Source organism: Bacillus cereus group sp. BfR-BA-01453 (assembly GCF_022662915.1).
GTDB classification, from domain to species: Bacteria; Bacillota; Bacilli; order Bacillales; family Bacillaceae_G; genus Bacillus_A; species Bacillus_A paranthracis.
On record NZ_JAKUEN010000004.1, the window covers coordinates 238,300 to 252,406 of the forward strand.

The window sequence follows — 14,107 nt, forward strand, 5'->3', positions numbered from 1 at the left end:
TTAAAGACAAGCTTCTCTTAGTTGAAGATTGAAAGCGCTTCATAGTTTTTCTGTGAATTTTTTACCTAGCCTATTTTGGAGATTAGTAGTGAGAAAGGAGATATTTCCATGTTCTTGAGAAAATTAACAAAAAACCAGTTAATCACTAATGATTATTATGATTTAAATGTAAATCACCGGTAAACGAAACAAACATAATAGTACAACATTAGTGGATAAGAATATTAGTTTTACAGAAGGGGATAGAGCACCGGGTGTATAAACGTGAAGTTCTTCAAAATTTCAGTTTTACAGTTGCATATTGTAATGTTTGCTTAAACAGACCAATCCTATTAGTATAGGAAATTTTTATCCTTGTTGTATTTGAATATGAATGAAGTATTTATGCCAGGGAATATAGGTGATTTTATATAGATTATAATAGATAAATTTTTGGTATGGAGTGATGATATGGAAAGGTTTTTTGTAGATTTAGTTGGATCAACGAATGATTTTTTATGGTCTAAATTGTTAATTATTATGCTTGTTATTTGCGGAATTTATTTTACATTTAAATTGAATTTTGTACAGTTTCGAATGTTAAAAGAGATGGTCCGTGTATTAATGGAGGGGAAAAGTGGTTCTAAAGATCAAATCTCTCCTTTTCAAGCGTTTTGTATTGGTATGGCAGCCCGGGTTGGAACAGGGAATATTACAGGAATTGCAATTGCGATTGCATTAGGGGGTCCTGGAGCTGTATTTTGGATGTGGATTATTTCTATTATTAGCTCAGCATCCAGTTTTGTTGAAAGCACATTAGCACAGATATATAAAGTAAAAGATAAAACTGGCTTCCGCGGTGGTCCATCCTATTATATGGAAAAAGGGTTGAATAAACGTTGGATGGGGGTATTATTCTCTATTCTAATTACAATTACTTTTGGTCTTGTATTCAATTCAGTACAATCAAATACAGTTACAATTGCTTTTCAAAACTCATTTGGTACAGATCGTCTAACAGTCGGGATAATCATGGCCATTGCTTTCGCTGCGATCATCTTTGGTGGTGTACAACGTATTGCAAAAATGGCTGAATACAAAGTGGTATTTTTAGCGGTATTATACATTGGAGTTGCATTATTTGTTGTAGTTACCAACATATCAAAAATGCCGGAAGTTCTTTCTCTTATTGTTCAAAACGCATTTGGTTTTAAACAAATAGCAGGAGGTTCAATTGGTGCAGCACTTATGAATGGAGTTAAACGCGGTTTATTCTCAAATGAAGCTGGTATGGGAAGTGCACCAAACGTTGCTGCAACAGCAACAACAAGCCATCCGGTGAAACAAGGACTAATTCAAGCATTTGGTGTATTAACGGATACACTGATCATTTGTACTAGCACTGCCTTTATTATTTTGCTTTCTGATGCATATAAACAACCGGGATTAAATGGTATTGCACTGACACAAGCAGCATTAAGTGAACACATCGGTCCTTGGGCATCGGGTTGTCTTGCTATCTTTGTTTTTTTATTTGGATTTGGTGCGTTAATTGGCAACTATTATTATGGTGAAACAAATATTCGCTTCTTACATACAAGTAAAGTGTGGTTAATGATATACAGAATAAGTGTGTTGGCTATGATTGTATTTGGTTCTGTTGCAAAGATCCAAATTGTATGGGATTTAGCGGATTTATTTATGGGCTTTATGGTTATTATTAATTTAATTGCTATTACCTTACTTTCAAAAGTAGCATTTGCGGCGTTACAAGATTATATAAACCAGAAAAAAGCTGGTAAAGATCCTATTTTTTATAAAGAAAACATTAAAGGACTTGAAAATATTGAATGTTGGGATAGTTATGAGAAAACTTCAAAAAAGAAAAGTGTGTAATAAGAAAAATATTCAGACTGCAATATGTCTGAATATTTTTCTTGGTTCTAGTGCAAATAGTATCGATGATATTAAAGAAAAAATTATTTTATATCAAGTTAATAGTACGGGGGAATATTTTTAAATGATAAAAGATTATAACGTTCAAATTGAAGGTCAAGAAAAAGTTTGCTTAGATCAATGGGTAGCTCATTATCGAACGTATGCAACTAAGGGACGAAGCGCCAGTTATATTCCCGCTCTGGGAGAAATAAATGTATCGCAGTTAGGTATTTGTATAGTAAAGCCAGATGGAACAATGATAAAATCAGGAGATTGGAAGGTACCTTTCACATTACAAAGTATATCAAAAGTAATCGGTTTTATAGCCGCTTGTTTAAGTCGCGGTATTTCTTATGTATTAGAACGAGTTGACGTAGAGCCAACTGGAGATGCCTTTAATTCAATTATTCGTTTGGAGATACATAAACCAGGAAAACCTTTTAATCCTATGATTAATGCTGGAGCGATTACGATAGCTTCACTTTTGCCAGGGACATCGGTGCAAGAAAAATTAGAATCTATATACGTATTAATTGAAAAAATGATAGAGAAGCGTCCCGCTATTAATGAAATAGTATTTCAATCAGAATGGGAAACGGCTCATCGTAATAGAGCATTAGCATACTATTTAAAGGAGAATGGTTTTCTAGAATCAGATGTGGAGGAGACACTAGAGGTTTACCTAAAACAATGTTCGATTGAAATAAATACAGAAGATATTGCCTTAATAGGGCTTATACTAGCACATGATGGATATCATCCTATTCGCAAAGAACAAGTGCTCCCTAAAGAAGTAGCTAGGTTAACAAAGGCTTTAATGCTTACTTGTGGAATGTACAACGCTTCTGGAAAATTTGCTGCTTTCATTGGATTACCAGCTAAGAGTGGGGTATCCGGCGGAATTATGACACTTGTTCCCTCAAAATCTAGGAAGGATTTACCCTTCCAAGATGGATGTGGTATTGGTATTTACGGACCAGCCATTGATGAGTATGGGAATAGTTTACCAGGAATTATGTTGTTAGAACATATTGCAAAAGAATGGGATTTAAGTATATTTTAAAAAGGAGCACAGATATTTTGGTGTTAGAGCGAGTCCAAAAGTGTTCAGACCTTATATTGTGTCTGAACATTTTTGAGTTATAAAGTATCTTTCTAAAGTAGAAGAGTGTAATGAATACTCACAATCTATAATGCTTTCGTTTATATCTTATTTATCAGTTTTTGAAAAAAATAGAGTAAGTATTGTATTAATGCAAATAGGTTTGTATACTGACTGTTAGGCGAAAGTGAGAAGTGATTATTTTGAATCTTAGTAATTTAGTAAAAAAAGACATCTATATTCTCGTTTTAATGATACTTACAGTACCCTTAGTAGGTGAAATAAAGTCATTTCCTTTAAATGAAACATTTAGAATGAGCTTTGGTGCACCAACATTTTTCTTTTTTTTGTTATTGTTTCGACGAATTCCAGCATTTTTACCGGGTTTTTTAACAGCGATAGTCGTGGTAGTATTTCGTATCTCAATGGATGTCATTATAAAGGGAAATATGGATTGGCTAGCCGCTTTTCATACTCACTATCCTAGTTTTTTCTTTTATTTTACTTATTCGTATCTCTTTCATTTAGCCAAAATTAAACGTTTTTATCATCAACCACTAATGATTGGTTTGATTGGTTGCATGATTGAAATACTGTCAGACTGTGTGGAATTAATGATTCAATATTTCGTATTAAAAACATCGATCACATCCGAGGCAATAAATGAGATCATTGTTATCGCATGTTCCCATAGTTTTATAGTTCTAAGCTTTTTCAATATGATGAAATTGTATGAAGCGCAATCAAGGGAGAAACACATAAAGAAACAAAATGAACACATGCTCATGCTCATCTCTAATTTATATGAAGATGCTGTTCATTTAAAAAAAACATTACAAGATGCTGAGAATATAACAAAAAAATCCTATGATTTATATAAAACTTTAGACTCTTTTGAGCACAAACAGATGGATTTTCAGTTTGGGGATTTAAGGCAACAGGCATTACAAATTGCTGGTGAGGTTCATGACGTTAAAAAGGATAACCAACGTATTTTTGCAGGACTTTCAAAATTAATTTCTGATGAAAGTTTTACAGATTATATGTCTGTACATGAACTAGTAAATATCATTATACGGGCAAATGCGAAATATGCACGGTTGCTAGAGAAAGACATCCAATTTGTGTATAAAATTGATGGTGTGCATCCTCATTATCATATTTACACAATCTTATCTATTATAAATAATATCGTTACAAACGCTGTAGAAGCTATCCAAAGTATGGGAACCATCACAATTGACATTAATAAAGACCACCATTTTGTTGAATTTCAAATAGGCGATAATGGTCCCGGTATTTCTTCAAAATATAAAGATTCAATTTTTGAGCCTGGGTTTACTTCTAAATATGATGATTTAGGCAATCCATCGACAGGTATCGGATTATCGTATGTTAAAGAAATGGTCGAACAACTTGAAGGTGATGTTACGCTTGAGGACAGAACCGAAGGAAAAGGATCAATTTTTATAATTAGATTAGGGATTGATCATATAATTTCGAAAGGGTGATTCTATGTATTTTTATATAGTAGATGATGAAAAAGCGGTTCGCTCAATGTTGGCTCAAATTATCGAGGATGAAGATCTTGGGGAGGTTATAGGAGAAGCTGAGGATGGTTTATCTTTAGAGCAACAAATGCTAATCCTTAAAAATATAGACATTTTATTTATCGATTTGTTAATGCCGATTCAAGATGGAATAAAAACAATTCGTCAAATAAAGCCTTCGTTTAAAGGGAAAATCATCATGGTTTCTCAAGTAGAATCAAAAGAGTTAATTGCTGAAGCTTATTCGCTTGGCGTTGAATACTATATTATTAAGCCAATTAACCGGATTGAAGTCTTAACAGTTGTTCGGAAAGTCATTGAACGAATTCGTTTGGAAAAATCGATAAAAAACATTCAAGAATCGCTTAATATGGTATTAAAATTGGATAGTAATGCAAGTACGCAAGAAAAATACCGTAATGAAAAACATTTAAATACTTTTAATCACTTTCAAAATTCCATTCATTTTCTTTTGTCTGAATTAGGAATAGCCAGTGAAAGTGGAAGTAAGGATTTAATGGATATGCTAGATTATTTATATAAATATGAACAAGATAACACGTTGGAACAAGGTTTTCCTTCACTAAAAGAGATTTTTATGAATTTAGCTCAAAAAAAACTTGGGGATTCAGCTGAAGACGCCGAATTAAAAAGGTTCATAGAAGCTTCCAAACAACGGATTCGGAGAGCAATATATCAATCATTAAACCATTTAGCTTCCCTTGGACTTACTGATTTTTTAAACCCGAAGTTCGAAAATTATGCTTCTAGATTTTTTGATTTTACTACCGTAAGGAGAAAGATGACAGAATTGAATAATGAACCAACATTACCTGCTCGTATTGATACAAAAAAATTTATTCAAGTTCTTTATTTTGAAGCAAAACGAATACACTTGGAATTAAGATGATAAACTCTTGCTCATTAGTATTTTCAATTAATAGATTGATAGTTGTTTTCATGTTATTTGTTTTATATAGTCTTTCTAAGAGTGGATTTTCCTTTATTTCATATTGATTTTAAAATCAGAAAATTCCGTATCGATTTGGTAGAAGTGTATGAACTTAGAACAAAAGAATATGTATTTTTTATTTTTTTAAACATTAATATTCATTAAAAAAAACGAGTATTTCCACAATAAAATATAAATACATAGTAAGTTGAGTTGAAAAAAGATGCTATCTTCTAGCATCTTTTTTTCTTTAAGAGGAAATATCATCGATCCTTATATTATTTGAAATTCAAATGCGGGCATATAAATAAGGGAAAAGGAGATAATATTTAACAAATTATAATTGGAAATGGTATTTTAGGTCAGAAATGTTTTTATACTAACTAGGTTATTGGTACGAAATAAGCATAATGTCTTGCTTTTCTGCTCTTTAATCTTACAGTTATTTTTTATTAAGTACATACCGTTCTTTAGAAGTCTCAATCCTAGCAGAGTATATAAATTGGGTGATAAACATGTGGAACATAATTACTTCTTATCTTCCAGATTGGAAAGTCTTTGTACAAGCTTTTATCTTGTTTTTAATTCCGTATACTATCTCAAGATTTTTTCATTGGGTTCGTATGTCAGAGAAAGAGTGGGAAGAATGAGTTGGTGGAAGTCAAGAGACAAACAAGTGAAAAAAAATAATATTCAAAGTAAAACGAAACAAGAGTATAAACCTTCTCAAAATACAATCGTTCATTTCACAAATGATTTTGCCTCTAACTTAGAACTTATAAAGCAACAAATCGGACATAATTCTGATGTTCGCTTTCGGAAGTTTAATATTGGGCGCACAGATATTCAGGCTGGGATCGTTTTTGTTGATGGTCTATCAGATAAAGAGATAATTGACAAACATATTATGAAATTACTAATGGATGATTTTTCTGATGAATATAAAAATGAATCTTCTTATGTGGAGGGGACTGTTTCAAAAGAATATATTAAAAATAAAGTTCTTACAATTAGTGAAGTAGCAGAAGTCCATTACATAAAAGATTTAATACCTAAAGTATTGATAGGTTCAACAGCTCTTTTAATTGATGGTTTAGCAGATGTGTTTATTCTTGGTACAACAAAAGCAAATAAACGAAACATTGAAGAACCAGTATCGGAGGCATTAGTCAGAGGGCCACGGGTCGGTTTTACTGAAGTATTAAGTGATAATACCTCACTTTTGCGACGACATTGTGCGGATGAGAGTTTATCATTAGTAAAGCTACCAGTAGGAGAACGTGCAAAGAAAGAGTTAGTTGTCGCATTTATTAACGATCTTGCTAGTACAGAATTGGTGGATGAAATAAAAAACAGAATTCAGAAAATTGACATAGACAGTGTACTCGAATCTGGTTATATAGAGCAACTCATTGAAGATAATTATCTCAGTCCTTTTCCGCAGATTCAAAATACAGAACGACCTGATCGTGTTATTAGTGCTTTGATGGAAGGTCGAGTAGCTATTTTGTTAGATGGAACACCATTTGTTTTAATTGCTCCAGTTACATTTAGCATGCTACTGCAATCACCAGAAGATTATTATGAAAGGTGGCTTCCTGGTACACTTCTCCGCTTATTACGCTTCATGACAGCTTTTGTTTCATTATTTGCTCCAGCACTGTATATTTCTTTCATTTCATTTCATCCAGGATTAATTCCCACTAAGCTCGCTATTTCTATTATCGGATCGAGAGAAGGAGTTCCTTTTCCCGCTTTAATAGAAGCGTTAATTATGGAAGTAGCTATCGAAGTTTTACGAGAAGCAGGTTTACGTCTGCCTAAACCGATTGGACCGGCAATGGGAATTGTGGGCGGTTTAATAATTGGTCAGGCTGCCGTAGAAGCAGGAATTGTTAGTCCAATAATGGTTATCGTTGTTGCGGTAACAGCTATTTCTTCTTTTACTATTCCGCAATATAGTGTGGGAATTACGTTACGCATTCTTCGTTTTGTAGCTATGTTTTGTGCTGCGATATTTGGATTGTATGGAGTTATTCTCTTCTTTCTTTTACTTTGCAGTCATTTAGTGAAACTGAAAAGTTTTGGCGTTCCTTATACCAGCCCTGCTGTTCCATATCGATTCAGTGACTGGAAAGATTTTATGGTTCGCATGCCATTAAAAATAATGAGACGTCGACCGAAAATAATGCATACAAAAAAAACTATCCGCAAAAGGTAGCTGATGACGAAAGGAAGTGGCCTTCAGTGATTACTATACCTAAAGACCGAATAACAACTTCACAAGCAGTTGTTATTATTGTAAATTACATACTTGGGACAGGAATTCTTACTTTGCCCAGAGCATCTGTGGAAAAAGTGAAAACACCAGATGTATGGTTAAGTGTGATATTAGGTGGGATACTCGCAATGGTTTCAGGAGTAATTATGGTCAAATTAAGTCAGCAGTTTCCAGAAAAAACATTTTACCAATACAGTCAAGATATTGTAGGGAAATGGATAGGCAGATTGTTTAGTTTTCTTATTATAGGGTATTTTCTTACGACTTCAGCATTTCAAATTCGTTCAATGGCAGAAGTAATAAGCTTTTTTTTGCTCGAAGGAACCCCCACATGGGCTATTGTTATGCCTTTTATGTGGATAGGTCTCTATTTGATTATGGGTGGTATTAATTCAATTGCACGGATGTTTGAAATAATATTTCCTATTACTGTTTTTATTTTTTTAATCATTTCCTTTATGAGTATCGGAATATTCGAGATAGATAATCTCCGTCCCGTATTAGGTTTGGGAATTAAACCAGTGTTAGATGGGATAAAAACAACGTCTCTCGCATATACAGGTCCTGAAATTATGTTAATTCTTTTGGTATTTATGGAACAACGAAAGAAAGCAGTAAAAGCTATTTTAGTTGGAATTTCTATTCCGTTAATCTTTTATGTAATAACTGTTGTAATGGTCATTGGTGCATTATCAATTGATGGGGTTGTAACAAGAACATGGCCGACAATTGACCTTATGCGCAGTTTTGAAATTTCTGGTTTGATATTTGAACGTTTTGAATCTTTACTGCTTGTAATATGGATTATGCAAATATTTGCTACCTATACGATTAGTTACTATGCAGCTGCATTAGGATTAGCGCAACTCTTTAAAAAGAGTATTCATCCGTTTATTTTTGCTTTGATTCCAATCATTTACCTCATTGCTATGACTTCGAAAAATATAAATGACTTGCTTAAATTGGGGGATATGCTCGGTAATGTTGCATTATTTTTATTTGGTTTACTACCACTGCTTCTTCTTATTATTACGCGATTAAAAGGAGGAGTAGTGTGAAACATAAATTTAATTATATGCGGTTCTATTTGGCTTTGTTAGGGACGCTTTTGCTTCTATTTTTAACAGGATGTTGGAGCAGTAAAGAAGTAGAAGAGTTGAGCTTAACTGCAGGTATAGCACTAGATAAAGGGAAGGATTCAACAATTGAGAAAGAGGATGAGGAAGGAGGTTATCCTAAAAGAAACCTTATAACAGCTACTTATCAAATTGTTAGTTCGCAAGCACAAAGTAAAGGAAATGGACAACAAAAACGTTATATAAATGTTTCTGAGACTGGTGATTCCATTCATCAAATTGTTCGTGAGTTTTCATTGAAAAGAGAGAGCACAATGTTCAGCCCACATTTAAAAAACATTGTTATTAGTGATAATCTTGTACGTACATACAGTTTAGAACAATTACTTGAACAGTATCTCCGTGACAATGAAGTTCGGCTTAGCTGTATGCTCTTAATTAGCAAGGGTCTAGCGAAGGAGGTACTGGAATCAAACAAAAAAGGAGAAATCCCAGCATTTCGTTTGTCTGGAATTGCAGATAATAGAAATAGAACAACAAGGATTTTACCTCCTGTATCGCTCGCTAAATTGGAAGGAAAGATGCGGTCAGGGTCCAGTTTTCTTTTGCAAAATGTAATCTCGATAAAAGGAGAAACAAAATTTGCAGGAGCTGCTGTAATTAAAGGGAAGACAAAAAAGTTGATGGGCTTTTTAAATGAGCAGGAATTGGAAGGAGTAGTATGGATAAACGGAAAAAGGAATGGTGGTGTGGTAAAAACTTTTGATAAAGAATCAAAGAAACTCATTATATACGAAATAAAGTCAATAAAAAGCAAAATCATACCACATGTTAACGGAAATAATATTTCCTTTGATGTAAACATTGAATCAGAAGGGCGTTTGTCTGAAAATTGGATGCAATCAGGAAAAGATTTTGAAAATGAATTTTTAAAAAGAGAAGAAAAAGCTATTGAAAAAGAAGTAAAGTACTTAGTACATCATGTTACAAAAAAAATACAAAAAGAATATCAAGTCGATATTGCGGGTTTTGGAAACCAATTAAGAATTAAGCACCCGAGAACATGGGAGAAAGTCAAAAAAGATTGGGATCGAACATTTAGTAAAGTACCGATTAAATATCATATAAATGTAACTATACAAGATTATGGAGCATCAAGTTTAAAACGGTGAGACGTCTAAATTGACCTTATATTTACACAAAAACAAAAAGTTACAAAAATTTTAATTTGAAAATTTTTGTAACTTTTTGTTTTTTTATGTCCTTCTTATTATAGATTAAAGAAATGATTTTATTAAAAGTTCATTCTTTATCCTATACACTTCTTTTGCACTATAAAGTAAATAACAACCGTTACTAATGGTGTTTTATTTAGCGTTAGGAAAAAAAGAGGAATCGTTATATATCCTTTACAAGTTTGAATAGGAGGGAGTTTGAAGTGCAAGCGAAAGCAGTGCAAATAGAAGGGGATTTTGAAAATAAGTAATTATTAGAGGTATATGTAAGCTCTATATAGGAAGGAGAATTTTAAAATTCTATTGATAAACCCAGTAATTGTAATAGCCCTTATTTAGACTAATAATTTCAAAATCAATAAAATTTAGAGTAGAAGGAGCAAGAGCAAATTATTATGAATAAACAAATAGGATTCATCGGATGTGGAAACATGGGTATTGCTATGATAGGTGGGATGATTAAAAAAAATATAGTTTCTCCAGATCAAATAATTTGTTCAGATTTAAATGTCATTAATTTAAAAAATGCTAGTAATGAATATGGCATAACTATAACTACTAATAACAATGAAGTCGCTAACAGTGCTGACATTTTAATCTTATCAATCAAACCAGATTTATACTCATCGGTAATTAACCAAATAAAAGATCAAATAAAAAATGATGTAATCGTTGTAACTATTGCTGCAGGAAAAAGTATTAAGAGCACTGAGAATGAATTTGGTAGAAAGTTAAAAGTTGTTAGAGTAATGCCTAATACACCGGCACTTGTTGGAGAAGGAATGTCTGCGTTATGTTTTAATGAAATGGTTACAGAAAAAGATATAAAAGAGGTACTGAACATATTTAATATTTTCGGTCAGACGGAGGTCGTAAATGAAAAACTAATGGATGTTGTTACATCTATTAGTGGTTCTTCTCCAGCATATGTGTATATGTTTATAGAAGCCATGGCAGATGCTGCTGTACTTGGCGGTATGCCGAGAAAACAAGCTTATAAATTTGCGGCTCAGGCTGTATTAGGTTCTGCAAAAATGGTATTGGAAACAGGAATACATCCAGGTGAATTAAAGGATATGGTTTGTTCTCCAGGTGGAACGACGATAGAAGCTGTAGTAACGCTAGAAGAAAAAGGTTTAAGAACAGCTATCATTTCAGCTATGAAACGTTGTATGCAAAAATCTATGGAAATGTCTAGTTTAACTAGTAAGTGAGAAGCGAATTTATATAATATTTCAAATCTATTTAATGTAAAAGAAATATTATGAGGCTAGTTAATAACTAAGTAAATTTATATAAAACACTAACGAGACGAACAAACCTTATTTTAAAGGGGATACAGAAAATATGAGTAATTTACTAAAAAAGAAATCCGTTACACAATTGTTAGAGCATAATCAAAGCAAGACTTTAACGAAAACATTAGGAGCATTTGATTTAATTATGTTAGGAGTAGGCTCGATAGTTGGAACGGGTGTTCTTGTCTTAACTGGATTAGTAGCAGCAAGAGATGCTGGTCCAGCAGTTATTTTTTCATTTGTACTTGCAGCAATTATATGCGGATTTATAGCATTATGTTACGCAGAAATTGCTTCCACACTCCCGGCGTCTGGTAGTGTATATACGTACTCATATGCAACAATTGGTGAGTTTGTTGCTCATCTAGTAGGTTGGTCATTGCTGTTAATATATATCGTGGCAACAGCAGCTGTCGCTGCTGGATGGACAGGCTATTTCCACAATTTAATAAAGGGATTTGGATTAGAGATACCTAAAGCTCTAGTAACGATTCCTTCGCATGGTGGTATTGTGAATCTACCAGCAGTAATTATTACATTGATATTGGCATGGATGTTATCTCGTGGTACGAAGGAAAGTAAACGAATCAATAATATAATGGTATTGATTAAAATTGGAATGATTTTGTTGTTTATTACGGTTGGTATATTCTATGTAAAACCAATGAACTGGATACCAATTGCACCATACGGTTTAAGTGGAGTTTTTACGGGTGGAGCAGCTATTTTATTCGCTTTTACGGGTTTTGATATATTAGCAACTTCAGCAGAAGAAGTAAAAGATCCGAAACGTAATCTTCCCATCGGTATTATTGCATCATTAATCATATGTACAATTATTTATATTATGGTATGCCTTGTTATGACAGGAATGGTTTCCTATAAAGAATTAAATGTTCCTGAGGCAATGGCTTATGTAATGGAAGTTGTAGGACAAGGGAAAGTCGCTGGTGCAATTGCTGCAGGTGCTGTAATTGGCCTTATGGCTGTTATTTTTTCAAATATGTATGCGGCAACACGAGTATTCTTTGCAATGAGTCGTGATGGATTGTTACCGAAATCATTTGCGAAAGTTAATAAGAAAACTGGAGCACCCACTTTTATAACTGGATTGTCAGGAATAGGGAGTTCTATAATAGCTGGGTTTATTGATTTGAAAGAATTGGTTAATTTAGTTAATATAGGTAGTTTGGTGACGTTTGCGTTAGTTTGTCTATCAGTTATTATTCTCCGTAAATCTCACCCAAATTTAAAACGTGGATTTATGGTACCTTTTGTACCTGTATTACCAAGCGTTTCAATTGTTTGTTGTGTGTTTTTAATGCTAAATTTACCGTTAAGAACATGGTTGTACTTTAGTATTTGGATTACTATTGGGGCGGTCATATATTTCTTTTATTCGATAAAACACAGTAATTTAAATGAGGAAACGATCTCGAAATTACATGATAAAATTGCGAGATAATAATGATAGAAAATTTTATTAATAATCATATTGATAGTTGAGTAAAATAGAAACAGTTTTTTGACATTTAGCAAGAAATAAAATGAAAAATCCTAGGACAGCTGAGTGCCTTTTTTAGAAACCTTGCCTGTTTTTCATGATTTAAAACTAATAAGGAGAGGAAAGTATGAGTGAATTGCATTTTATGAGTCTAGAAGAACTGGATAATGAATTAGAAAAAGATGACAGTGGTATTTATTTTATTAAAGATTATAATGACAATATTATTTATATAGGCAAGGCTTTTAGTATAAAAAGTAGAGTATTAGCTCATTTTAATAGTTATTCCAATATTAAGGAATATGTACATTTATTTAATAAAGTAGCGTATCTCATTGAAGATAGTTTGTTAAAACGCTCATTGTTACAAGTTACTTATATGATTAAATATAAACCAGTATTAAACAAAGAAGTCCAAAAAGAATTCCCAGAGTTATATACTCAATACATTAAGCAAACAAATAAAAAATCCATGTTGTTAGAAATTGATGAAGCTAAAGAAAAAAGGGATGAGTTAAAGAATAGATTAGTAAAATTAGTGGGTGGAAAAACTATGTTTTATGACATAATTTCTCTGTTAAACAATGGATATAACTATCATGTCCTCGCAAAAGTATTGAGCATAGAACTTCAAACTTTAATTATAATGAAAGAACACCGAAACAAATTCCCGATACCACATAATTATAAGAGAACAATCAAGCATCAAGATATAATGTATGCTTTATCTGGAAAAAAGAATTTAAGTACGTCAAGGTTAAACACTTAACTTTAAAGTAGTAAATTCGTTGCTTTTGTAGCTTTTGTTGTTATATTGAAATGCAATGTACATTTGTGTTTCAAATTTAATTGGTGGAATAAGGGGAGAGAAAGAGTTCCCATAAAAGTACTAGAAGAAATTAGGTTGCTCATGCTTAAATAGCATAATTAGGCACATGTTATTTATTAATATATTGGAAGTGCAATTATAAATATTCAAAGATACAAAAGTAATACAAATGAAATTCTTACTTCTGCTACTACAAGTACTATTGAGCAAATGAAGTATGAAACTGCTCCTTGAACTAGGAGTCACACTGGGACCTGATACATCATCATTTTGATCGGTGGAGAGATTACAAAACGCTTAGTTCGAATGGCTGAAAAACAGTTAACAGGTCAATACAGATTACACTAAGAAAATAATCCGTAT

10 protein-coding genes and 1 pseudogene are annotated in these 14,107 nt (G+C 32.7%); all 11 read left to right on the forward strand.

Translation table 11 applies throughout. From position 1 onward, the window contains the following. The first annotated feature begins 450 nt into the window (after nucleotides 1-450). The 11 genes and pseudogenes from MR070_RS11325 (at nucleotide 451) to MR070_RS11375 (ending at nucleotide 14,092) form a co-directional block, all read left to right on the forward strand. Nucleotides 451-1,875: an alanine/glycine:cation symporter family protein gene (locus MR070_RS11325; protein WP_000439277.1), complete on the forward strand. Its 1,425-nt coding sequence runs from the start codon at nucleotides 451-453 to the stop codon at nucleotides 1,873-1,875. 124 nt (nucleotides 1,876-1,999) lie between these two features. Continuing rightward, nucleotides 2,000-2,980: a glutaminase GlsA gene (gene glsA / locus MR070_RS11330; RefSeq protein ID WP_242261290.1), complete on the forward strand. Its 981-nt coding sequence runs from the start codon at nucleotides 2,000-2,002 to the stop codon at nucleotides 2,978-2,980. Nucleotides 2,981-3,213: 233 nt separating this feature from the next. After that, entirely contained in the window at nucleotides 3,214-4,530 is a 1,317-nt protein-coding gene (locus tag MR070_RS11335) for a sensor histidine kinase (protein ID WP_242261292.1), read from the forward strand. A 4-nt stretch (nucleotides 4,531-4,534) separates the two neighbouring features. Then, nucleotides 4,535-5,479, forward strand: a complete 945-nt coding sequence (locus tag MR070_RS11340; RefSeq protein ID WP_242261293.1) for a response regulator — start codon at nucleotides 4,535-4,537, stop codon at nucleotides 5,477-5,479. 688 nt (nucleotides 5,480-6,167) lie between these two features. Next, nucleotides 6,168-7,742, forward strand: a complete 1,575-nt coding sequence (locus MR070_RS11345; protein ID WP_000119243.1) for a spore germination protein — start codon at nucleotides 6,168-6,170, stop codon at nucleotides 7,740-7,742. Nucleotides 7,743-7,768: 26 nt separating this feature from the next. Beyond that, nucleotides 7,769-8,860 (forward strand): spore germination protein, encoded by a 1,092-nt coding sequence (locus MR070_RS11350; protein ID WP_000628603.1) that lies wholly within the window; start codon nucleotides 7,769-7,771, stop codon nucleotides 8,858-8,860. Then, nucleotides 8,857-10,050, forward strand: a complete 1,194-nt coding sequence (locus tag MR070_RS11355) for a Ger(x)C family spore germination protein (protein WP_000680787.1) — start codon at nucleotides 8,857-8,859, stop codon at nucleotides 10,048-10,050. The genes MR070_RS11350 and MR070_RS11355 overlap by 4 nt, the downstream gene beginning before the upstream one ends. A 458-nt stretch (nucleotides 10,051-10,508) precedes the next feature. Next, nucleotides 10,509-11,327 (forward strand): pyrroline-5-carboxylate reductase, encoded by an 819-nt coding sequence (gene proC, locus MR070_RS11360; protein ID WP_001041295.1) that lies wholly within the window; start codon nucleotides 10,509-10,511, stop codon nucleotides 11,325-11,327. A 133-nt stretch (nucleotides 11,328-11,460) separates the two neighbouring features. Further along, nucleotides 11,461-12,876 (forward strand): amino acid permease, encoded by a 1,416-nt coding sequence (locus MR070_RS11365; protein ID WP_242261294.1) that lies wholly within the window; start codon nucleotides 11,461-11,463, stop codon nucleotides 12,874-12,876. Nucleotides 12,877-13,042: 166 nt separating this feature from the next. Next, nucleotides 13,043-13,684: a nucleotide excision repair endonuclease gene (locus tag MR070_RS11370; protein WP_001292174.1), complete on the forward strand. Its 642-nt coding sequence runs from the start codon at nucleotides 13,043-13,045 to the stop codon at nucleotides 13,682-13,684. Nucleotides 13,685-13,882: 198 nt separating this feature from the next. Beyond that, nucleotides 13,883-14,092, forward strand: a pseudogene (locus MR070_RS11375) (small, acid-soluble spore protein, alpha/beta type). The last annotated feature ends 15 nt before the right edge of the window (nucleotides 14,093-14,107 follow it).